The 19,778-nt window shown below is 68.1% G+C and carries 38 protein-coding genes; 30 read left to right on the forward strand and 8 right to left on the reverse strand.

What is annotated here, in order from left to right; all coding sequences use genetic code 11:
* Positions 1-25: 25 nt before the first annotated feature.
* Complete coding sequence (locus tag ACIRF8_RS15285; RefSeq protein ID WP_404214869.1) at positions 26-331, forward strand: hypothetical protein; 306 nt, start codon at positions 26-28, stop codon at positions 329-331.
* On the forward strand, positions 328-588 hold the full coding sequence (locus tag ACIRF8_RS15290; RefSeq protein ID WP_404214871.1) for a hypothetical protein: 261 nt from the start codon (positions 328-330) through the stop codon (positions 586-588). Before ACIRF8_RS15285 ends, ACIRF8_RS15290 begins: the two co-directional genes overlap by 4 nt.
* A gap of 9 nt (positions 589-597) precedes the next feature.
* Here ACIRF8_RS15290 and ACIRF8_RS15295 read toward each other — a convergent pair whose 3' ends face one another.
* The 5 genes from ACIRF8_RS15295 to ACIRF8_RS15315 form a co-directional block, all read right to left on the reverse strand.
* Positions 598-984 carry a DUF6083 domain-containing protein gene (locus ACIRF8_RS15295; protein WP_404214872.1) on the reverse strand — a complete coding sequence of 129 codons (387 nt, stop codon included), beginning with the start codon at positions 982-984 and terminating at the stop codon, positions 598-600.
* Positions 985-1,159: 175 nt separating this feature from the next.
* On the reverse strand, positions 1,160-1,471 hold the full coding sequence (locus ACIRF8_RS15300) for a hypothetical protein (RefSeq protein ID WP_404214874.1): 312 nt from the start codon (positions 1,469-1,471) through the stop codon (positions 1,160-1,162).
* A gap of 166 nt (positions 1,472-1,637) precedes the next feature.
* The gene (locus tag ACIRF8_RS15305) at positions 1,638-2,168 is read right to left on the reverse strand and encodes a GIY-YIG nuclease family protein (RefSeq protein WP_404214876.1); all 531 of its coding nucleotides are present in this window, start codon (positions 2,166-2,168) and stop codon (positions 1,638-1,640) included.
* Between the two features lie 140 nt (positions 2,169-2,308).
* Positions 2,309-3,073 (reverse strand): GntR family transcriptional regulator, encoded by a 765-nt coding sequence (locus ACIRF8_RS15310; protein ID WP_404214878.1) that lies wholly within the window; start codon positions 3,071-3,073, stop codon positions 2,309-2,311.
* Positions 3,066-3,602, reverse strand: a complete 537-nt coding sequence (locus ACIRF8_RS15315) for a UTRA domain-containing protein (RefSeq protein ID WP_404214880.1) — start codon at positions 3,600-3,602, stop codon at positions 3,066-3,068. Before ACIRF8_RS15315 ends, ACIRF8_RS15310 begins: the two co-directional genes overlap by 8 nt.
* A gap of 180 nt (positions 3,603-3,782) precedes the next feature.
* Between ACIRF8_RS15315 and ACIRF8_RS15320 the strand changes: the two genes are divergently transcribed.
* The 21 genes from ACIRF8_RS15320 to ACIRF8_RS15420 all read left to right on the forward strand — a co-directional run bounded on the left by ACIRF8_RS15320 (position 3,783) and on the right by ACIRF8_RS15420 (position 13,600).
* On the forward strand, positions 3,783-3,974 hold the full coding sequence (locus ACIRF8_RS15320) for a helix-turn-helix domain-containing protein (RefSeq protein WP_404214882.1): 192 nt from the start codon (positions 3,783-3,785) through the stop codon (positions 3,972-3,974).
* Positions 3,974-4,279 carry a hypothetical protein gene (locus ACIRF8_RS15325; RefSeq protein ID WP_404214884.1) on the forward strand — a complete coding sequence of 102 codons (306 nt, stop codon included), beginning with the start codon at positions 3,974-3,976 and terminating at the stop codon, positions 4,277-4,279. The genes ACIRF8_RS15320 and ACIRF8_RS15325 overlap by 1 nt, the downstream gene beginning before the upstream one ends.
* Positions 4,276-4,455, forward strand: coding sequence for a hypothetical protein (locus ACIRF8_RS15330; protein ID WP_404214886.1), 180 nt, complete (start codon positions 4,276-4,278; stop codon positions 4,453-4,455). Before ACIRF8_RS15325 ends, ACIRF8_RS15330 begins: the two co-directional genes overlap by 4 nt.
* Before the next feature lie 87 nt (positions 4,456-4,542).
* A complete protein-coding gene (locus ACIRF8_RS15335; protein ID WP_404214888.1) occupies positions 4,543-4,713 on the forward strand; it encodes a hypothetical protein in 171 nt (56 codons plus the stop codon).
* A 145-nt stretch (positions 4,714-4,858) separates the two neighbouring features.
* Positions 4,859-5,041, forward strand: a complete 183-nt coding sequence (locus tag ACIRF8_RS15340; protein WP_404214890.1) for a hypothetical protein — start codon at positions 4,859-4,861, stop codon at positions 5,039-5,041.
* Between the two features lie 2 nt (positions 5,042-5,043).
* Positions 5,044-5,493 (forward strand): hypothetical protein, encoded by a 450-nt coding sequence (locus ACIRF8_RS15345; protein WP_404214891.1) that lies wholly within the window; start codon positions 5,044-5,046, stop codon positions 5,491-5,493.
* Between the two features lie 168 nt (positions 5,494-5,661).
* Positions 5,662-5,901 (forward strand): hypothetical protein, encoded by a 240-nt coding sequence (locus ACIRF8_RS15350; RefSeq protein ID WP_404214893.1) that lies wholly within the window; start codon positions 5,662-5,664, stop codon positions 5,899-5,901.
* Between the two features lie 50 nt (positions 5,902-5,951).
* A complete protein-coding gene (locus ACIRF8_RS15355) occupies positions 5,952-6,344 on the forward strand; it encodes a Pycsar system effector family protein (RefSeq protein WP_404214895.1) in 393 nt (130 codons plus the stop codon).
* Between the two features lie 352 nt (positions 6,345-6,696).
* Positions 6,697-6,858 (forward strand): hypothetical protein, encoded by a 162-nt coding sequence (locus ACIRF8_RS15360; protein WP_404214897.1) that lies wholly within the window; start codon positions 6,697-6,699, stop codon positions 6,856-6,858.
* Positions 6,858-6,980 (forward strand): hypothetical protein, encoded by a 123-nt coding sequence (locus ACIRF8_RS15365; protein WP_404214899.1) that lies wholly within the window; start codon positions 6,858-6,860, stop codon positions 6,978-6,980. Before ACIRF8_RS15360 ends, ACIRF8_RS15365 begins: the two co-directional genes overlap by 1 nt.
* Positions 6,981-7,217: 237 nt before the next feature.
* Positions 7,218-7,382: a pRL2-8 gene (locus tag ACIRF8_RS15370; protein ID WP_404214901.1), complete on the forward strand. Its 165-nt coding sequence runs from the start codon at positions 7,218-7,220 to the stop codon at positions 7,380-7,382.
* Positions 7,383-7,412: 30 nt separating this feature from the next.
* On the forward strand, positions 7,413-7,634 hold the full coding sequence (locus ACIRF8_RS15375; RefSeq protein ID WP_404214903.1) for a hypothetical protein: 222 nt from the start codon (positions 7,413-7,415) through the stop codon (positions 7,632-7,634).
* Entirely contained in the window at positions 7,634-7,837 is a 204-nt protein-coding gene (locus ACIRF8_RS15380) for a DUF4236 domain-containing protein (RefSeq protein ID WP_404214904.1), read from the forward strand. The genes ACIRF8_RS15375 and ACIRF8_RS15380 overlap by 1 nt, the downstream gene beginning before the upstream one ends.
* Before the next feature lie 6 nt (positions 7,838-7,843).
* Positions 7,844-8,089, forward strand: a complete 246-nt coding sequence (locus ACIRF8_RS15385) for a hypothetical protein (protein ID WP_404214906.1) — start codon at positions 7,844-7,846, stop codon at positions 8,087-8,089.
* Between the two features lie 92 nt (positions 8,090-8,181).
* A complete protein-coding gene (locus ACIRF8_RS15390) occupies positions 8,182-9,480 on the forward strand; it encodes a hypothetical protein (protein ID WP_404214908.1) in 1,299 nt (432 codons plus the stop codon).
* 57 nt (positions 9,481-9,537) lie between these two features.
* Positions 9,538-11,526 (forward strand): hypothetical protein, encoded by a 1,989-nt coding sequence (locus tag ACIRF8_RS15395; protein ID WP_404214909.1) that lies wholly within the window; start codon positions 9,538-9,540, stop codon positions 11,524-11,526.
* Between the two features lie 184 nt (positions 11,527-11,710).
* Positions 11,711-12,361: a hypothetical protein gene (locus tag ACIRF8_RS15400; protein WP_404214911.1), complete on the forward strand. Its 651-nt coding sequence runs from the start codon at positions 11,711-11,713 to the stop codon at positions 12,359-12,361.
* A 10-nt stretch (positions 12,362-12,371) separates the two neighbouring features.
* Complete coding sequence (locus ACIRF8_RS15405; protein WP_404214913.1) at positions 12,372-12,578, forward strand: hypothetical protein; 207 nt, start codon at positions 12,372-12,374, stop codon at positions 12,576-12,578.
* Positions 12,579-12,600: 22 nt separating this feature from the next.
* Positions 12,601-13,008 (forward strand): hypothetical protein, encoded by a 408-nt coding sequence (locus tag ACIRF8_RS15410; RefSeq protein ID WP_404214915.1) that lies wholly within the window; start codon positions 12,601-12,603, stop codon positions 13,006-13,008.
* A 5-nt stretch (positions 13,009-13,013) separates the two neighbouring features.
* A complete protein-coding gene (locus ACIRF8_RS15415) occupies positions 13,014-13,202 on the forward strand; it encodes a hypothetical protein (RefSeq protein ID WP_404214917.1) in 189 nt (62 codons plus the stop codon).
* 8 nt (positions 13,203-13,210) lie between these two features.
* Positions 13,211-13,600 carry a hypothetical protein gene (locus ACIRF8_RS15420; protein ID WP_404214919.1) on the forward strand — a complete coding sequence of 130 codons (390 nt, stop codon included), beginning with the start codon at positions 13,211-13,213 and terminating at the stop codon, positions 13,598-13,600.
* A 498-nt stretch (positions 13,601-14,098) separates the two neighbouring features.
* Here ACIRF8_RS15420 and ACIRF8_RS15425 read toward each other — a convergent pair whose 3' ends face one another.
* Together ACIRF8_RS15425 and ACIRF8_RS15430 are read right to left on the reverse strand one after the other, a co-directional pair.
* Positions 14,099-14,476: a DUF6221 family protein gene (locus ACIRF8_RS15425; RefSeq protein ID WP_404214921.1), complete on the reverse strand. Its 378-nt coding sequence runs from the start codon at positions 14,474-14,476 to the stop codon at positions 14,099-14,101.
* On the reverse strand, positions 14,469-14,756 hold the full coding sequence (locus tag ACIRF8_RS15430) for a hypothetical protein (RefSeq protein ID WP_404214923.1): 288 nt from the start codon (positions 14,754-14,756) through the stop codon (positions 14,469-14,471). Before ACIRF8_RS15430 ends, ACIRF8_RS15425 begins: the two co-directional genes overlap by 8 nt.
* Before the next feature lie 148 nt (positions 14,757-14,904).
* On the opposite strand from ACIRF8_RS15430, the gene ACIRF8_RS15435 reads away from it, so the two are divergent.
* From ACIRF8_RS15435 to ACIRF8_RS15465, 7 genes are all read left to right on the forward strand, one after another.
* The gene (locus tag ACIRF8_RS15435) at positions 14,905-15,243 is read left to right on the forward strand and encodes a hypothetical protein (protein ID WP_404214925.1); all 339 of its coding nucleotides are present in this window, start codon (positions 14,905-14,907) and stop codon (positions 15,241-15,243) included.
* A gap of 73 nt (positions 15,244-15,316) precedes the next feature.
* Positions 15,317-15,652, forward strand: coding sequence for a hypothetical protein (locus ACIRF8_RS15440; protein WP_404214927.1), 336 nt, complete (start codon positions 15,317-15,319; stop codon positions 15,650-15,652).
* An 11-nt stretch (positions 15,653-15,663) separates the two neighbouring features.
* Positions 15,664-15,966 carry a hypothetical protein gene (locus ACIRF8_RS15445; RefSeq protein WP_404214929.1) on the forward strand — a complete coding sequence of 101 codons (303 nt, stop codon included), beginning with the start codon at positions 15,664-15,666 and terminating at the stop codon, positions 15,964-15,966.
* Positions 15,967-16,040: 74 nt separating this feature from the next.
* Positions 16,041-16,238, forward strand: a complete 198-nt coding sequence (locus ACIRF8_RS15450; protein ID WP_404214931.1) for a hypothetical protein — start codon at positions 16,041-16,043, stop codon at positions 16,236-16,238.
* Complete coding sequence (locus ACIRF8_RS15455) at positions 16,235-16,783, forward strand: DUF3560 domain-containing protein (protein WP_404214933.1); 549 nt, start codon at positions 16,235-16,237, stop codon at positions 16,781-16,783. The genes ACIRF8_RS15450 and ACIRF8_RS15455 overlap by 4 nt, the downstream gene beginning before the upstream one ends.
* Complete coding sequence (locus ACIRF8_RS15460; RefSeq protein ID WP_404214935.1) at positions 16,780-17,181, forward strand: hypothetical protein; 402 nt, start codon at positions 16,780-16,782, stop codon at positions 17,179-17,181. The genes ACIRF8_RS15455 and ACIRF8_RS15460 overlap by 4 nt, the downstream gene beginning before the upstream one ends.
* A 131-nt stretch (positions 17,182-17,312) precedes the next feature.
* Positions 17,313-17,837: a hypothetical protein gene (locus tag ACIRF8_RS15465; protein ID WP_404214936.1), complete on the forward strand. Its 525-nt coding sequence runs from the start codon at positions 17,313-17,315 to the stop codon at positions 17,835-17,837.
* A 246-nt stretch (positions 17,838-18,083) separates the two neighbouring features.
* Here ACIRF8_RS15465 and ACIRF8_RS15470 read toward each other — a convergent pair whose 3' ends face one another.
* Positions 18,084-19,766 carry a phage portal protein gene (locus ACIRF8_RS15470; RefSeq protein WP_404214937.1) on the reverse strand — a complete coding sequence of 561 codons (1,683 nt, stop codon included), beginning with the start codon at positions 19,764-19,766 and terminating at the stop codon, positions 18,084-18,086.
* Positions 19,767-19,778 lie beyond the last annotated feature (12 nt).

The following is a 19,778-nucleotide window of genomic DNA, read 5'->3' on the forward strand; positions in this document are numbered from 1 at the left end:
GAATCCCCAGCCAGGGAGGCGCCCGATGAGCGAGCAGCCGTGGACCATCGACGCCATCGCCCACGCCATCCCCGCCGCCGAGATTCGGCAGAACTTCCTCCGCGAAGCAAACCTCACCCCGCTGCCCGAGCTCCCCGCCGCCCTCGCCCGCTGGCAGCGGTTCGTCGAACGCTGGCGTGACGAGGTTGTACCCCAAATGGACGAGGTCCTCGCCTACGCCAAGGCGCACGACGGCCAGCTCCCCCCGGAGTACGCCGACGATGGCGGCACCGAGGACTTCCTGAACGGGCTGCGCGACGACGTGCGGAAGCGGCAGACTTACGCGGCGTGACCTACGAGCTCATCGTCCCGCCCGGTATCCGGCGCCAGATAAAGGCGCTGCCCGTGGGCGACCAGGCCGAGCTCATCGCCCTCTTCGACCGTCTGCCCGCCGAAGCCGAGCAGATCACCGACGCCTACGGCCTCGAAGTCCCGGACAGTCCCGTCCGTATGCGGACCGCCGGTCTCACCCGACTCATCGTCGTGATCACCATCAATGACACCGAAGTCACCGTCACCGTCGTGCGCATCTACGACCCGCTCGACTGACAGCCACGCTCACCCCACGTCCGGCAGCCCCTCACCACCGGACGGCAGCGGAGGCGTCTCCGCCTGCCGGTCCGCCCGCAACCGGTTCTCCTCCCGCAGCACCGTCAGCCACGGCCACAAGTCCGGCAGCTCACGGCCGGGACAGACCAGCTCATGCAGGATCCGGCACCGCTGCTCCGCAACCGGCGGGCACACCCCGTACATCGCCACCCGACCGTCCGACAACTCAATCCACCGCTGATCCGCCGGCACCGTGTGCGCCAACGGCCGCACATCCGGCTCGAGCATCCGAGTGCCGCGATCAAGCGTCCACACCCGCTCCTGCGGCAGCCCGCAATAGATGCACGTGTACAGCTGCCCGCGGCCACGACGCCGAGCCCCCTCAGCAGACCCCATACCGGGAGCGTGCAGCCGGACCCGGCGCCGCCGCACCGCCCGAACCGGACGGGACGCCCGGGACGCCACGGCGGGCACACGGCAGACGGGGCGACACCCGACCGAGGGAACCCCACCAGACGCCGCAGAAACGGCCGGACGGAAACCCGTCCGGCCGCTCGCCTCCGTTGCCGCGTCAGATCGCCGCCGACATCTCACTCAGCTCGAACGGCGCCGGCAGCTCCGGCATCGGCACCCGCAGCGCACTCCCGATCATTGAGCGGGCCACCATCTCCCGCTCCCACCGGTTCTGGCCCGCGGGGAGACGCAGTCCAACACGCCCGCCCCGCGCGATCGCATAGCCACACGGCGGATAGTCCGGGGACGGAGTGAACTCGATCAACTCCACGTCCAGCTCGGCAAGCAGCTCCGTCAGCGGGGTGTCGAGGAGGTCGTCTGTGGTGGGGGAGCCACCCTGAACGTTCAGGGTGGGCTGCGCTACAGTCATGATGGAGCCTCGATTCATGGGTGATGACAGGACTTCACTGATCAGCGAGTTCGCGCTCGCTGGCTGAACGGGCCGGGTGTTCGCGCACCCGGCCTTTCGCTTGCCGGACCGTAACGCCGATCGCGCACGTCACCAAACGACGCGAGCGGGCCCGGCTGTTCGCGTTCTAGGCAGCGTTCGCGACGGCGTTGCGACGCTCGAAGGCGTCCGCCCACTTTTCGGTTACTGCGAACGTCTTGCATCGCAATCTCAGATGACCCTCGTGGATCATGCTGTCCATTGCGCGATAGACGGTCGTACTGGAATAGCCGCATGCCTCGCTGATGTGGAACGGCCAGATGTGGCTGCCGGGCGCATGAAGTCCCGCTTCCAGTGCGTCGAGGAGGAGTCGCCGCACGATGGCCCGCTCGGCACTGTCGTCGTACTCAAGGGCCGGGTGGGGGGACTTGATGCCCGTCCAGCGAAGTCCGTTGTATGGCGGACGCTCCGAAGCGTGGGCCCTGTTCTCGGCGCCACGAGCCTCAGGGTACGAGTTGAACCAGGTGAAGTCGACGTACTCCACGCAGTGCCACCAGCTCTTGTCGTGGGCGTGGGCCTTGAACCGTTTCGAGGGATCCCTGCTGATGCCGATGTACAGCAGATCGTACTCGGCGTCGTAGAGGCGGTAGAGCGCGGTGGGTTCGTCGGGTTCGGGCATGCCGCTCCTTACGTTGCGTGTGGCATCGGCCACTCTCACGTCTCAGGACCGTAGCCCTTATGCATGCATGTATCAAGGTGTCGCGTTCCGGAAATACAGAAGCCCCCAACCGCGCAGGCTGGGGGCGGGAGGCGGCGACATCACGGCATCTCGACGCGGTACCCCATCTTGAAGCGGTGGCTCGGCTTCACGAGCAGCGTGACCTCGATCGGCTTCTCATCGTCGCTGTACACGACGCGGAAGATGTCCAGGACCGGCACGTCGCGCGGGATCTCCAACGCCAGGTACTCCTCGGTCGTCGCCGGGCGGGCGTCAACGGAATCCTCCTGTGCGCGAGTTGGGTAGCCCATGTCGAGCAGCAGCTTCGGGGAGCCGCCCGGGATTAGACGCCGATCAGCCAACCGAGTGCCGCGGGCGAGCTCGACCGGGTAGTACGAGTGGACCAGCTCAGCCGGCCGCTCGTCGAGGAAGCCGATGCGGGAGCGCAGCATCGCTGTCTCGCCCTCGGCGAGGTGCAGGACCCGACGCACCTCAAGCGGGGGTACCTCCTCGGCGACTTTGAGCATCTTGTACTTGCTGCTCTGGTTGCGCTTCGTTGCCTCGGTGAGCCACCGGTAGGGCTGGCCCGGTTCGGCGGGTGCGATGTAGTGCGCGGGGTTGATCGTTTGGGCGGGGGTGCTGCGAACGAAGACGCCGACTCCGCTCTGCCCCTCCAGGAACCGCTCATCTTTGAGGATCTTGATTGCGCGCTGGATCGTCACGTTCGACGTCTCGTACTGCTCACAGAGGTCGGCGTTGGACGGCACTCTGAAGCCTGGCTCCCAGTCGCCGCGCTTGATCGCCTTGCGTAGGTCGGCGGCGATGCGGTCCGACAGCGGGCGCTCGTCTTTGTGGGGCTCAGGCATGAGGGACCTCGATCTCGTAGTGGAGGCGGCGAGGCGCCTTCATGACCATGAGCTGCACTTCGAACGGACTCCCGTCTTCGGCGGATGTGGTGCGCAGGATGTGGAGGACGGTAGCGCCCTCTGGAAGTACGAGCGCGGCGCGCTCTGTCTCGCTGGCTTCGCGGAACTCCACGTCCTCGGAGACCCGGCGGGCGCGGTAGCCGAGGCTTGCGAGGAGTGTCGGGGCTCCACCCTTGATCTTCTTTGCCTCGCTCAGTCCGGTACCTCGGGCGACCGCCGCCGGATAGTACGAGTCGGCGAGCTCGACGACCGCGTCGTCCAGGAGGATCGCCCGTCGCCGCACGACAGCCTTGCCGTCGGCCGGAAGGCGCAGCGCCTCGGCGACGGCTGGGGGCGGCGTGACCTCGGCGACTTCGACGAGACGCTGCCCTCCCCGTTGCTGCGCCTCCTCAGTCCAGGCGTCTGCCTGGCCCTCGCCGCGTGCGGTCACGTAGGCGATCGAGTCGCTTGTGCGCCGGTTCTCGGCCATCTCTTGAGCCTCCCCTCTGGCTGGCGGTCCTGCGCTGACCTCCCAACCTTAAGCCCCTGAGCATCGGACCTGTTGGCCTCTCATGGCCAAAACACGCCAAGACTCTGCTCGATACCTTGATAGGTAGGGCTACATAGGAGTACGTTCGTTGACAGATGCGAAAGCGCGATCGGAGGCCAAATGCTGCGAGTCCGCGACGTTGCACGGCACTTCGACGTGCACGTCTCCACCGTCTACCGCTGGATTCACCGGGGGTCAGTCGCCGCCTTTAGGAACGGCCAGCCCTACAAGCCTGGGGACGACACGGCCGGTGACTTCCGGATCCCCGAGTCCGTCCTGAATTCGCCTGAGCCTCTAGAGGAGGCAGCGTGATGACCACCGAGATCACCCGCCACGTCCCGCTCCCGTCTGACCCCCGGACGTCCCCGCTTCCGGCGGCTGCCGTCTCGGCCATCGAGCGTCTGGCGGTCCGCCTGTCGGTGCCGGGTGCGATGGAGGCTGCGGCCCGCTACGGGGTGGCGTCGTTCCGGACGATGCAGATGTCGCACTGGATGGACGCGCGGCCCCTGTCGGATGCCGAGTTCGACGACTTCGAGTTCCTGCAGGACGTGATGCGTGAGTCTCGCGCGCTGCTCGCCGCGGCGGGTCTGCTGCGTCTGATCGGCGGTGCGCGATGACCGCTGCCACGGAGACTCCCGCCCGCACGATCCTCCGCCGCTTCCCGGCTGGTGCGCCGCGCGGTAGCTGGCCGGCGGAGGAGTTCGCGGCCCGGTTGCGGGCTGAGGGTCAGCCGGTCGAGGTGGTTCTGGACTTTCCGTCGGACGACTACCTCGTCTTCGTCCGCACTTCCTGATCTGGTCGCGGGCGGCGGCTGTCACGTCCCCCGAGCGTCGCCGCCCGTGATCTTTCAACATCACTTCCGATGAGAGGCGTACATGTCATGAGTGACGGACGCGATCCCCGACTGACCGATGAAGAAGTTATCGACATCGGCAGCGACATCGTCGACCAGATCATCGAGTCTCCCGGCGCCAACATGCTCGATTTGGTGGCCCAGTTGATGGCCCGGGTGACCGACGCCGACACACCCGGCCCCGGCAAGACCAACTGACAACGCAGGGCCCGGTGATCCGGCCCATCAACCCCCGGTCTTTGGCCGCGACCGTTCCACTCCCGGCTTTGGCCCCCTGCCGCTTGCCGGGCGCTTCCTGTCCGACTAGCACCGTTCCTATCCAGTGAAATCGAGGAGAAGACTCATGGCGAAGTGGGATCACATCCGTAACGAGCCGGTCAGCGTGGAGAACACGCGGGACGAGCTGGCGAAGCTGTCGGAGGCCGCACAGAAGGCGGAGCTGACCGGTCAGACCGTGCTGGCGCGGGCCCTCCACCGCGAGATCAATAGCGAACTCGATGAGCTTGACCAGTTGAAGAGGAGCTGATCGTGGGCGCCGCGATCATTGCTGTCGTCGGAACGCTCTGCGGTGGTCTTCTCACCTGGTTCGCCGCGGATTGGCGGGCACGGTCGGAGCGGCGCCGCCGGGAGTTGCGTGAGGCCGTCCTTGGGGTGCTGAAGGCGTTCGTGCAGTTTCGGACGGAGCAGTACCGCAAGGTTGATGCTCGTCGTGAAGGTGCGTCGGCTGGCGGCGAGTTGCGGGATGCCCGGTGGGCTGCGCGTTCCGCCCTTACGACGGCGATCGACGAGTTGTATGCGGCCACCACGGACCGGGGCATGTTGGAGACGGCTGAGGCTGCCCGGCTGGTTGCCATCGAGATCGGTGACGCGGCCACTCCGGACGGGGTCGATGAAGACGCCGTCGCCGCGGCCGGACGGCGGGCCCGCGAGATCCACACGAGCCTGCGCCTCACCGCCCACCGCACCCTGAACCACTGACCGGCCCCTGGTTCTGGCCAGGCCGCATCAGGGCTGGCTACTGACAGACCGCCTCCGGGGCCTTCGGGTCCCGGCAGGCCGGAAGCCGCATCCGTCACCCCCTGAGCGGGTGCGGCTCCCCGCCGGACCAGCACCCCCCCATTCCTGCGTCCTTGAGAGGACCCTGCTATGTCTCCGTTCCTGTCCGACGCCGATCTCGGCGCGACCCGGCTGGGCCAGAAGCGCCGTGCGTCGACGACTGTGGCGAGCGCGATGGCCGACAACATCGCCAGCCTGTTCGCCGACTTCGCGGCGGCGCGTGCCGCTGGCCAGTTCGATCAGATGAACCTCATCCGGGATCACGCCTACGCCATCGACCCGGAGCTGGTGGTCGAGCTCGACGGCTTCAACTACCCGGCGGCTGCCTGATGTCGGGGGTGTCGACGGCGCGGTCGGAGGCCCAGTCACTGATCGCCCGCGTGGACGGTAAGGCGTCGCTGCTCCTGGCGTTCGACGGTGTGGCTCTGGCCGGGTTGTGGACGGCTGGCCGGGATGCGGGTCTGTCGTCGGCTTCGCTGGGTTTGGCGGTCGTGTCCGGGCTGCTGTTTCTCGCTTCGATTGTGGTTGCACTGTTGACGGTTCGTCCCCGGATGGGGGATGGCCGGTCCGGGTTTCCGTTGTGGGCGCGCCTGTCTGCGTCGGAGGCGGATGCGGTGCTGACGGTGGAGGCGGAGGCCGTGCATGTGGTCGCCCTGTCGAAGATCACCGTGTTGAAGATGGGTGCCTTCCGGCGGGCCATCGACCTGACGCTCGCCGGACTCGGCGCCGCTGTTCTGGCTGCCGCCGTGCAGGTGGCCGCACATCTCCTGTAGCCCCATCCGCCGTGCTTGATGGCGTGGCGGCCCATCAATCGAGAGAGGTCATGAAGTGGACTACCAACTGATCAACCGGACCGGTGCTGCGGTCGTCGTGAACGGGATCTTCGACTACTGGCAGTGCGGCGGGTGCCGCAAGAAGAGCCGCTACTTCACTGGACCTGACCGCGCCGATGCGGTCCGTCGGGAGGCGCAGACCCACGCCGACCGCTGCTCTGGCGTCGGATCGCGGTCGAGGACGTACCGCTGAGCCTGCCCCCAGCCCGATCCGCCGGACCCTGCACGCCCGGCGGTGAGGAGGCGGGACAGTCCCGTCCTGATCCACCCACCCCCACCCGAGGAGAACCCTATGTTCGGCCGCAACAGCGAGGCCAAGGCGGAAGCCCGCGAAGTCCGCGCCCAGCACAACGCCCGCTTCAACAACAAGACCACGGACCCGGACAGCGACGAGTACCTGGCCTCGCACGACAAGGTCGTCGCCGCCGAGCAGGCCGCCAAGGGCCGCGGCTGATGTCGATGCCGTGGGAGCGCTACGACGGCAGCTACACGTCCGGCTGGGACAAGGCGAAGCCGAAGCCCAAGGCCACGAAGAAGAGGGCCAAGCCCGCCAAGAAGACGCCCAAGAAGCGCTGACCGGCTGCCCGCCGGGCCCGTCTCGCACGGGCCCGGTCGAGGGGAACCGCGTCAGCGACTTCCACCCCAATCCGAGAGGAGCCCCCATGCCCACGAATCCGGAGACCGGCAGCGACGTCGAGATCGAGGACGACGGCGACTACACCGTCACCTTCTCGATGCAGATGCCGCAGGACGAGCCGAAGCCGCACGACAAGTAGATCCGTCCCGGCATCGAGAGACCGAGAGGAGGAGGTCGTGTCGAAAGCGAGGGCCGCGAACCCGCCGAAGGGCGAGTGCCGTCCGTGCTGGGCGCACGCCGAAGATCCCGACGCGCACAAGCATCTGCCGTACTTCGGCGGCCAGTGCGACGCCTGCGTCTCCTGCGCGGCCAGCGGCCACGCCGGAAAGCTCGTCACCTGATCACCCATTTCCATTGGAGAGGAGGCCGTCATGCGGCCTTGGAAAGTCCTGCTGTTGACGGTCTTCCTCCTGCTCGTCGGTCTGGTCCCGGCGATCGCCGAGCTGATCGGCGACACCGTCGGTCTGATCTTCACGGGCGGCCTGCAACTCCTGTCGCAGCCGCCCGTGTTCGCCCTGGCTGCCGTCCTGGTGGTGGTCGCCGCCTACCGCAACCGTCCCCGTCCCGCCGCAACCGTCCGAGGGGCCCACTGATGACGATCACGTTCCGCAAGAGCTTCCGGATCCTGCCCGGGGTCCGGCTCAACATCAACGCGAAGTCGATCTCGTGGACGTTCGGCTTCAAGGGCGGCCCGCACCACACCCGCAGCTCCACCGGCCGCCACACCACGTCCATGGACCTGCCCGGCCCCTTCGGCTGGCGCAAGACCACCACCCGACGAAGCCGAGAGGACTGACCCGCCATGGGCAACATCAAGACCGCTTGGCCTGAGAACGTCATCGCCCGTCACCTGACCAAGGCCGCCGAGATCATCGGCGACCCGGAGCTGACCGTCGACGTGAGCGTGGGAGAGCGCCTGATCAAGGCCGCCTGCCGGGGTTGCGGCAGGGACCACGAGAACGAGCGCCAGTACGCGAGCGTCACGGTCCTGCCGTGGGCGACCGCGCACGCTGAGCAGTGCCGCGCCCTGCCGAAGCCGGAGGCGTGACATGCGACTCGTCTACGCCGCCGGGATGCTCCTGCCTCTCCCGCTCCTCATCATCGCCATCTTGATCTCCCGCTGAACGAAGGGACCCGCACGTGACTACCGCATCCGTCGAGAAGGTCAACGGTTCCGCCGTGGCCTCGCCTGAGCCCCGGTTTGATCCGGTGGCGCTGGCCGAGGCGGAGGCGATTCGTACCCGAGCCGCCGCCGAAGCCGAAGCCCTCCGCATCAAAGCTGAAGGCGAAGCGGACGCCGCACGTGCTCTCGCCGCGGAGCAGGCGGAGAAGGACCGGATCGCCAACCAGCGGGCCAAGATCGCGTTGGAGCGCAAGAAGGTCGACCACGACGCCTACATTGCGAAGAAGGCCGCCGAGACCGCCAAGTCGCGCGCCGACAAGGAGAAGACGGAGAAGGCTGAAGCCGACCAGGCGAAGCGCGAGGCGCAGCTGGCCACCGACCGGGCCCGCTCCGAGAAGTACTGGAAGTGGGGCGCCCGCGGCATCTACCTCGTCGGCCTCGCCCTCGCCGGCCCGGTGCAGTTCATGCACTTCTGGGACCCCCGGCGGCCGTTCCTTCTCGCTGCTCCTGCTCTCCTCGAAGGCTTCGCCCTAGTCCTCGCGTTCGGTGCGGCGTGGGCGGTCGCGCACCGCCGGGATGTGGCCCCGTATCGGGTCGGCATCATGCTGGGCGCGCTGATCGCTGCTGGCGTCAATCTGTACGGCGGCATGTCCGACAAGGAGATCGGTTTCAACGCCGGACTGATCGGTGCTATCGCCTCCATCGGCGGCCCGATCGTCCTCATGACCTACGAGCGCGGTGTCGCTCAGAAAGCGGATGGCGAGCCGTCCCGGCGGGACAAGCGGGCCGCCGCCAAGGAGGCCGCCGCGAAGGCCGCGGCCGAGGAGAAGACGCGCATCGAGAAGGAGGCCGCCGAGACGAAAGCGGCAGCCGACAAGAAGATCGCCGAGGAGCGTGCCGCACTCGAGCAGAAGCGGCGCGATGACGACCGCAAGGCCGCGCACCCGGACGTGTGGAGGGTCGCCGACGCCATCCGTTCCGCCCGCGGGTCCGCGTTCGTCACCGAACAGATTTGGGCCGAAGCCTGGTACCGCGTGACGGGCTTCAAACAGGTCGGTGTCGATCTTGACATCGACGCGCAGACGAGGGCCGCGGACGCCCGCGCGAAGACCGCCGAGCAGATGCCGGTTCTGGGTCCTCGATCACTGGTCGAATCCCAAATCAAACGGCGCACCCAAAAGGACCCGGACGCGCCCGACGGACGGCGCAACAACGGTGGCACACCGCCCCGCCGAGTCCCCGGCGACACCCCCTCGTACAGTCCCCTCGCCCGCCGCCAGATCGGCATCGAGCGCACCGCCGAGAAGAAGGACTGAGACCCCGCCATGGCTACCCCGACCACTCGACAGCCGGCCGCGCCCGCGACGGTCACGGTGGCCGCCGACAAGCGGCCCGTACCGCAGCAGCGGCACCTGCCCGACTGGATCCACTCCAGCACCACGCTCGCCCGACGGCACGCCCACACGATCGGCAACCACTGGTCTGTGGTGTGGATCGGCTGGTCCGCGCGCGGCTGGTGGCACATCGCCCGCATCGAGCGCGGCAAAATGTGCGGCCCCTACCCGCAAATGATGCGCACCGCCCTCGCTCAGATCGAAGCGTCGCTGGGGGACACCACCAAAGAGGGTGCGGCAGAGGGTGTTTACCGCAGGCGTGCCGATCAGCTTCAGGAGCGCCGCCGGAAGTATCTGAAGCGTCGCGGCATCGTTGCCGTTCCGGCTGCCGCTGTGACCGCCTTCGGGCTCATCGCGGGCGGACTGTGGGTGGCCGCCCTGTACGCGATGGCTGCTGTCACCGTCGGAATCTGGAAGGGCCGTCCCGGCGGCGTCGACCCGGGCAAGGTGCAGGTGCACCCGGAGGACGGCGACCCGTTCCCCATCGCGGACGCCCGCAACCGGACCGAGGCCGCCGAGTGCGTGCGCCGCGCTCTGGAATCGGAGGGGATTTCGGTCAAGTCCATCGAGGCGAACAAGCGGCACGCCTGGGGGTGGGAGGTGACGGCGCGGCTCGCAAAGGGCAAGCCTGCCGACATCATCGACAAGGCGGCCGATCTGGAAACTCCGCTGGACCTCCCGGAGAACGGGCTGTACTGCCAGCCTGTGCGAAAGTCGCGGGGGCGGGTGGTGCTGCGCCTGGTCGAAGAGGACCCTTTCAAGAACATCCAGCCGGCCCCGGAGCGCAAGCCGAACAGTAAGCGGCTCAAGGACAAGCAGCTACTGGCGATCCGCATGGACGGCCAGGAATTCAAGACGTCCCTGCTCGGCATGCACGTCATCGTGATCGCCAAGTCCGGTGGCGGTAAGTCGATCATCCTGCGGGAAGTTGCCGATTCGCTGACCGCCTGCTCCGACGTGGTGGTCGGCGACCTGGATCCGGGCGGCAACGGAGTCGCCCCGCTCGCCGAGGCCATGGGCGTCCGTGCGATCGGTGACGACAACATGGGGATGATCGAGGCGATCCTGGAGCAGTCCCTGAAGATCGCCAAGGGGCGTCCGCCGCTGTTCCACAAGCTGGGCATGACGGAGAACTGGGAGCCTTCCCCCAAGCGGCCTGCGATCGTCCTGATCGGGGACGAGTTCCCCAGCTGGTCGGACCGGGCCAAGCAGCTCGCCATCAAGATCCTGCGTGTCAGCCGGAAGTCGCGCGTGCAGCTCGTCCTCGCCGCCACCGAGGCGACGAAGGACGCCCTGCTGGAGTCGATCGCCAACCTCTTCCACCTGAAGATCGTAGGCCCGTGCCGTAGCCAGGACGTGACCCAGGTCTTCGGGACCGGCGCCCTCGCCAACGGCTGGCGCCCCGACCGGCTGGACCCTGCGGAAGGTGACGCGGAGGGCGACGACCTGCGGGACGCCTCCCAGGCGTACATCCGTGGCGGCGGCAGCCAGGAACCCATCAAGTTCAAGTTCCTGTTCCTGGAGGACAAGGAGGGTCGCCGGCGGGCCAAGGAGCGGGCCGCGGCCGGACGCCCCGAGGTGGACGCCGAGTCTCTGCAGGCTGCGGGTCTTGAGTACTTCGGCGTCACGGAGGCGGATCGGCTCCGTTCGGACTTGCCGCAGATCGTGGACCTGACGCGGGGGGCCTTCGCCGTCGCGGATGATCCCAAGTTCCTGACGACGCTGGCGATCTGGGAGTACCTCGCCGAGCGGGACCCGGGGGCGTGGGCGCTCAAGCTGTTCGGCGACGACGAGGTCAAGGCCCGGCGTATTGCGGCGCAGAAGGTGGCCGCGGAGCTGAAGCGGGCGGTCGACGAGATGGAGCTGTTGATCGACATGACGACCGTGCAGGTGACCGGCGGGGCGCGCGGCTACTACCTCGACACGATCAAGCAGATCACCGGCGAAAGCATCGATGAGGCCGCCTGAGAGGCCGTGACGGGGCTGTGACGCCGCAGGTCAGGGTCGTGATGCCGGTCGTTACGGGTCGTGATCTCGAGCCCCACGTTGTTACGCCGTAACGACCTATCACAACCCCCGTCACGACCCTGACCTGCACTGTCACGACCCATCACACCCCCCGTCACGACCTATATGCGAAGGAGGTCCCGGTATGAGCGGCACAGTCAAGGTCGTCGAGATGACGGTCGACGGGGCGCCGGTTCAGTGCCCGGAGTGCGACGCGCCGGGTTTCACCCTCGACGGCGGACGCTTCGAGACCGAGCCCGCCCACGCGAACTGCGACTACAGCCACCACTGGACCGATCCGCAGATCACCGGCGCCACGCTCGTCATGATCCTCGGCTCGCGCACCGGCCGCACCAAAGCCCGCCACAACGACACCTTCGACGTCACCTACGACGGCACCCACCTCGCTGGCACCCTGCACCCGGAAATCGTGTACGACGACGTGCGCCAGGGCGCCAAGGCATTCTGGAAGCGCGGCCTCAAGCCGCAGCTCCGCAGGCGGCGGCGTGCCCTTGTCCGGGCGGCGACGAAGCCCGGCAAGCAGGTAGCGAAGAAGGCGGCTCGCAAGGTCCGCGGCGCTGCAGAGGATGCGGCTGCCAGCGTCAAGACCGCCGCCGTCACTGCCGCCTGGGACATGCAGGCGGGCGGCCACGAAGCCAACCCCGGTTACACGCCCGAGCCTGCCACCCCCTGCGGGGCTGGCTGCACGAAGGGCTACTTCCCCCTCGACTCCCGTATTCACGGGATGCCCCAAGTCGTGTGCACCGCATGCCGCGGCACTGGCGAAACCCTCTAAGGAGATCCGCATGACCACCCTCGCCACCCCCGAGATCACCGTCTTCCCGACGGGCCTCACCCCCGAGGACCCGCAGCACGACAGGTGGACCGCCCTCGCTTTCGACCCCGACGAGGAGCAGCTCGTCGCCAGCTCCGGGGTGAAGGCCACGCCCGAGGAGGCGGAAGCCGCCCTGATCAGCCTGTTCGCCCACGCCGCGCAGTACGAAGCCGCCTGAGACCGAAGGAGACCCGTACACCATGACTACGCCGCTGCCCGAGCCGCACCCGACCGACAGCCTTGCGGCCGGGCAGCGGCCCGTCCCCGCCCACCACCGCCCGCCGAACGTCGCCTATATCGATGGCCGGCCGGTCCACTTCACGGTGGGCCAGCCGCCGCCCCAGCAGCAGATCGTCGTGCAGATGCCTGAGGCGCGGCGTCTGTCGCCGGAGATGGAACGCCTGATCATCGTCACGTTTCTGATCCTCGCCGTGGTCGTCGTCTGCACCGGGGCGATCTGCGCGGTTGTTGTCCTCGTCGGCGGAACGCTGATCGGGATCATCGGCACCGTGTCCAGCAACTTGCCAATAATCGGTTTGACGTTGGCGGGCGTGATCCTTGCCGCCGGATGGGCAGCCAGCAAGATCCGGCCGACCGCCAAGAAATAGGACCCATGAGACGCACCTGGTACTGGACTGCGGACGTCAGCGACGGCAAACACCACGACGGCGAATCCGCAGGGACCGTCAAGGCCAATTCCGAGGCCGAAGCCCGTAAGGCGGTCGCGGAAGCAGTACGAGAGGCGGGCGTCCGCAAAGACAACCGCCGCCCCTGGACCGCCAGCAACATCAAACTCACCTAGGAGAAATCATGACCGTCACCATCGACAAGATCGGAACCTTCACCCCGCCCAACCCCGCGACGCTCCACGTCGAGGAGCTCCGCGAGTGGGCGATCGACCTCAACGTCGAGGCGCACAAGTGCCACCGGGCTGGCTGGGTCGACGCAACCGACCCCGAGGTGCCCGTCCTGCAGCTGGCGCACGACTTCCTGATGGCAGCCCACCAGGGCGAGCAGCCCGCCGACCTGGGCCGCGAGATCGACTTCCGGTATGCGACCTACCTGCTCAACACGCGTCGGCCCGGTTTCGAGGAGACGATCGCCCTCGACGGCGACCTGGAGCACCCGACCAACGGGCGCGGCGAGAAGGTGTACCGGCCGCGGGCGGTCGCGTTCGTCGACGTCGAGGCCGCCGCGTGACCCTGCCCAGGGGTGTCCTGACCGGCGCGGCAACGACTGCCGCGGCCGGTCTCGGCGCCGGTGCATCGATTACGGCAGGAGCCTCCGGGACGGTGACGGTTGCCGCAGCTGTCGGCAGTTGGACGCTCGCACTTGCTGCCGCGCTCGTCGCCTGGGCCAACGGCGGCCCGTCGCCGCTCAACTGACCGGCCAGCATGCGGCGAACCCCCGGCGCGGATATCGCCGGCAGTTCTGCCGTGACCGTACCCGCCGTCTCACTCCGGCATGACGGGGCCCCGGCCGCATTCCGCGGTCGGGGCTTTCGTTGTGGGCGCGGTTTTCGCGATCCACCGGTCGTCGGTGACCTGCCGCGGCGGTAGGGCTGGTGTCAGCCCGTGTGCGAGGAGCCAGGCCAGGCCGGCGGCCGTCTCCGCCTCGTCATCGCCCTGTACCGAGAACCGTAACGCCATGGGAGCAGTGTGCACGGGCGGGTAGGGGAGCGGGGCGGGAACCGGCGGATTAGGGCCGCCACTCCTCGCGGTAGCCGGGCCGGTCCGCGTAGGCGGTGGCGAGCATTCGCACTGTTGCGCGCAGGGAGTTGGTGGACCCTCTCATCAGCTCGTGCGACTCCTTGCCAGGTTCGGTGTTGCGTAGCGCGACCTCGGCGTTTTGCAAGGCGCGCAGGATCTGCCGCTTGGCGTCGATCTCGCGCAGCACCCGCGCCGGACCGTGGGCGGCGATGAACGAAGCGTCCGCCATCCAGATTTGGTCGTCACAGAGACGGGTCTTGATGTCTTCTGCTACCCACCACTGCTTGTCGGACGGACCATGGACTGCCTGCGCGATCTCCTCGTCCTCGTCGTACTGCTTGCCGAGCCACTGCACGAGGTCATCCATCAGACGGCTCCTTTGCTGCCTTCTTGGCGCTGACAACGGTGCGTTCGCGCAGTGGCGGGATGCCAGCCGCCTTGGAGATGCGCCCGACGTGCTGCCGCTCATAGGGGACAAGTCGCGTGACCTCCGAGGGCCCCAAGGTGCGGGATTTGAGGACGTCGACGATGCCTTCGTTGAGAGCGGCGCGCGCGGCGTCCAGTTGCTCCTCGGCCGCCTGATAGGCGGCCCCGAGCTCGGTGAGCCGGTCGCGTGCTGCCTGCTGCTTCTTCTCGGTGGCGGTCATGCGCACAAGGATGCCACGTCCGGTCGTATCTTCACTAGACACCCTAGCGGTGCATCCAATAGTTGTCACCTCGTCATACCTCTTGACGTTGCAACATGAGGATGCAATATTGGAGTCATCGCCAGAGAGACCAGCAGGGGAGACGGTAATGGCTCGCTTCAAGTACACCGAGGCACTGGACAAGGCCGGGCGCATCCTGTTCGCCAAGCACGACGTCGCCGTGGACGACCGGTACGGCAAGTGCATCAAGGCCGGTTACTCGATCGACAGCGCCAGGGACGACGACACGGTCCGGGTCACGCACTGCATCCCCGAACTCACCGCTCTGGACGACGGCTACGACGACCGGATGAGCAGCGACGACATGGCTGCCGAGCGGCACCGGATGGTCGACCTCTACGCGGAGACCCTCGAAGCCGCTGGCTGGACCGTTGAGCGGCGAGGTCCTCGCGCCCGCAAGCCGTACCTGCTGGCGCGCAAGCCCTGACCCACCCCGAGGCCCGACCACCACCGGTCGGGCCCGCCGATCCACCGCACCGCACCCAAGGGGGAGTCCGCAGATGATCCGCAGCAGTCGTGACCGCCGCCAGACCGTGAGGGCGCGCTCCATCCAGTCCCGGGCCGCCGCCCGTGTCCGTCGCGGCCCCGCCACCTTGGCCACCCACGCGATAGCTGTCGGGCTCGGCGTGCGGGAGGCGGCGTCCGTTGCGGGCAGCCTGCGGAAAGCCGCCGCCAAAGCCGGGGTCGTCGGCCTGACCGGGGTCGCCTACCGCAAAGGACGGGCGCGTGCCTGCACCCGCTATAGCCGGGCCGCCGTCGCCGTGATCGCCCTCACCTACCGCCCGCGCCGCGACCTGTACAAGCAGGCCGCCGCCCGACTCGCCCTCGCCGCGTAAGGAGCACCGTGATGGCTGCAATCAACCTCGCCGATCTCGACGTCCGCTGGACCGGGACAGACTCCACCACCCCGGCCGGGCACGTACTCGTCCTCGGTGTCGACTCCCTCGGCGTTCTCCGACTCTGTCTCTACAAGGGCACCCAACCGGACGACAACGCCTTCCGGGGTTCGCTGCTGATCCCACTGGACGGGCATGGTCAGCGACACCTGCCGATCCGCACGACTGCCTACGGTCCGACGGGTGCGTTCGTTACCAGCGTCGGAGACCAGGAGGCGATGCTGCACCGACTCGCCGCCGAGGCCCCGTCGTGATCGCCTTCCCGTGTACGAGCGTCCCGGTCCCGGACGGTGTCGCGTCCCGGATTGGCCACGCCTACCCCGCCCGGGTGCAGGAGGCCATCGGGCAGGCCGCCGACGCCATCCACCGGCTGCACCTGTGCCGCCTGCCCCGCTACGAGGAAGGCCGCCAGAACGCCCTCGCCGACCTCGCCCGCGCCAACAAGCTCCTCGCCGCATGGAACCCGCGCACCGTATACGGGGCGGCCGACCTGCCCAAGCAGATACGACGGAAGGAAGCGTCATGACCGAGACCAACGACCCCAGCCCCGAGCGGCGCAAAGCCGACCGCCTCCAAGGACACGCCGACCGCCTTAAGAAGACCGCCCAGGGACAGAGTGAACGAGCCTTCGACATGTACGGACGGTTCGCCGGCGGGCAGCCCCTCCTGCCCGGCCACCACTCCTACCGGTCCGCGCGCCGAACCAAGAATCGGGCCGACACCGCATCCGACCGAGCCATCGACGCCTTCAAGGCCGCACAGCAAGCCGAGAGGGATGCGAAGTGGGCGAAGGCGCACGCTGACGCCAAGGACGAGATCGCCGCCATCACCGGCACCCGGGAGCGGCCGTGGCAGCCCGAGGACTTCCGCGTCGGCGACATCGTCACCGTCCGCACCTTCGAGACCGGTCAGGACACCTACCGGGTGAAACGGGTCAACAAGAAGACGCTAACCCTGGACGGCGGAGGTGGCGGCTGGGACGACCCCAAACGACCCTACGACCGGGTCCTTGCCCGCACCCGCGACGGCGTCACCGTCACCAACCCTGCCGACACCGAGGACACCGAATGATCCGCGAGGACAAGTTCCTGATCTCCCGCAAGCCCTACGCCATCGACCTCGCCTCGTTCCGTCGTCGGGAGCGCCAGGCTGGCAACACGTGGGCGTGGTACCAAGTCAACGCCGTGTGGTTCCGGGGCAGGAAGGACCAGCCCGTCGCCTGCATCGGCGACCTTCACACCCTGATAGACGACCCCGAGCCGACGACCGCCCGCGAGTTCCTGGAGCGGTACACCGACGGCCGGTACGGCGGCGACTGCGCCGGACGCTGGGACGGCGAATCGTACTGGGGCAACGTCACCCTCGCCGAGCAGGAACGGCACCTCGCAATCCTTCGCCCGATGCTCGCCAACTACCCTGCCGTACCCGCCGGTTATGACGGCTGGTGGACGTTCCAGGCGCTGCGGTGACCGCCTCGCCTCCGCCTCCCGCCGTTGACGAGCCGGTTGAGCCTGGCCCGCCCGCCGACTGGTGGGAGGAAACACCCGCCCAAGCCGCCAGGTACGACCGCCGCTGGTTCGACCGAGACGAGGACTGACCCGTGAAACCCCTGCTCCTCATAGACGTCGATGGCCCACTCAATCCGTGGGCGGCCAAGCCAAGTCGCCGCCCCGAGGGCTACCAGACGCACCGCATGCGGCCGACCGGCTGGCAGGACCCATGGCAGAAGCCGCTGCGAGTCTGGCTCAACCCAGCCCACGGCCCCTCCCTGCTCGCCCTGCCGTTCGACCTCGTCTGGTGCACCACCTGGGAGGCGGAAGCCAACGAGTGGATCGGCCCCCACCTCGGCCTCCCCGAGTTGCCCGTCATCAAGTGGCCCGAGGACGCCCGGAAGGAGCAGGCGGGTGGGGCCTTCTGGAAAACCAAACACGTCATCCAGTGGGCCGCAGGCCGCCCGTTCGCCTGGATCGACGACGACTTCACCGACCGCGACCGCAGCTACGTCGCCGCCCACCACGAGGGACCCGCGCTCCTGCACTTCATCAATCCACGACTAGGGCTGCTGCAGGACGACTTTCAGGCGCTTGCCGCCTGGGCTACCGACCTCGCACGCAATGCGGCGTAGAGCAACGACGCCACGCCCCAGCCCCGCCGACAGGGCTGGGGCTGAGGCGTGCACACGGGGAACACTGGAAGTAGTCGACCCCCAGGAGGTGACGATCACCGTGGTCAGGCAGCGTCGATACTCGTCCCGCGCCCAATGGCGCTGGGCCTTCGCCACCCGCCAGAAGTTCGCCAGAAAGTGGGCCCACCGTAATCAGCGGCGAGCCCCATACAAAACCCTCCCCGCGCGCAAGGGCATCCGCCGCCGTTAAGCGGCAGCCAGACCGCGCGAGCCCCCGCCCACACCCGCGTCCACCGCGTCCTGGCCCTCGTCCGCGCCCGCCTCCGTACTGTCACCTGCAGGGTCCTGCGCGACGTTCGGGTCGACCCCAGCGTTGTACGGATCGCCGGACGGGACCGCGTCGGACCGCTGGTCGTCGCGGATGCGCCGCACCTCCGCCTCCACCTCCTCGTCGTCGAGCTCCGGACTCCGCCACTTCACCTTCATGAAGTCGGAGATCGCCCCAGCCGTGTCAAGGAGCGACAGGGTGCGTGCGGTCGCCTCCTGATCGGGCTGCACGGCCTGCGGCCACGACGCCGTCAGCTCAGCCGCCGGATCAACACCCTTCGCCCCGCAGTGTCGGACGTCGACCATCATCATCGTCGTCAGATGGTCAAGGAGCGCAGGTCGCTGATACAGGATCTTCGTCCCGCGCGTCGTCAGGCTCTCCTCCTTGCGGGCCGCAACCTCCGTCGCAGTCACCGCCACCGTGCCCTCATCGCCCATACTCTGCGCCGAATAGCCGGCGCTCGACAGGATCTGCTTCCGGAGGGCCTTCGTCGTCCGCTCGTGCTCGTCGACCCGGATCGCGAACTGGACCATGGTGATGGCGTCCTTGCTGCCCTCGTCGAGCATGTTGAGGGCGACGCGGACCTCCTGCTCAAGGTTGAAGGTGCCTCCGGCGCCCGGCCCGTCGGAGTCGAGCATCGACTGAGGCAGCAGGATCCGCGCCTTACCGAGCCGTAGATCCCGCATCCAGCTCGACCACGTCTCATCAAGGGCGTCCATGAACGGTTCGACGCCTGCGAGGTCGGAGCGGCCGAGCGGTGCCGTGTTCGGGACGCCGTCCCAGATCCGGTTCGGCAGAACGTTCGGCAGATGCGTGATCAGCAGTCGGTCGATGCCCGTCGACTGGCGGCCCTGACCATCCGTGCGCACCGCCAAATATTCGGTGTCCGGGTGGGCGGCGAGACTGTCGCAGCGCATCCCCAGGTTGTCGACACCGCCCTCGTACAGGCCGTACTCGATGGCGCCCGGCGTGTGATGCTCGAGCAGCCGCCACACCTTCGACTCGTCCGAAAGGGGGGCCAGCTCCTGCCACACGATGGCCTCCGCCAGTGCACCCCACCGCCACGTCGGGACGACCGCCTCCGGGGCGATCACATCCGTCCACGGCCGCGGACGCAGCGACGTGTCCCACACGACACGCAGGTAGGCGTTCGACAGGCCCGCCGTGATCTCGGAGGCTTCCCGCATCTTTGCGTGCCCGCGGTCATCCAGGTAGCGGCCGATCTGCGCCTGCGTGCTCTTCGCCAGAGCCGCGTCCGTCGAGTCGCCGTCGACGGTCACCTGCGGCACATCCGACCACAACAGGTTCGCGGACAGCTCCGCAATGTCCCCGGCGATCGGCACATGCAGCTTCGCCGCCTCCTGGCCCGGAGTCGCATCCTGACCCCAGAACGTCCGCAGCTCGCCCCCCGCCGCACGCCGCTGATCAACCTCGAAGAAACGGCGGGCGATGGCGTTGTTGCGGTAGTTCGCCACCCCGCCATACACCGCAGCCAGATGATCCGTGTTGCCGGAATACCAGGCCCGCCACACATCCATATCGGCATGCGGAACCGCCAAAGCGGGGGGCGGCCACGGGGTGTTCGTGGTGGGCAGCGGCATGAGGGGTCCTTC

Source organism: Streptomyces sp. NPDC102406, from assembly GCF_044765725.1.
Classification (GTDB): Bacteria; Actinomycetota; Actinomycetes; order Streptomycetales; family Streptomycetaceae; genus Streptomyces.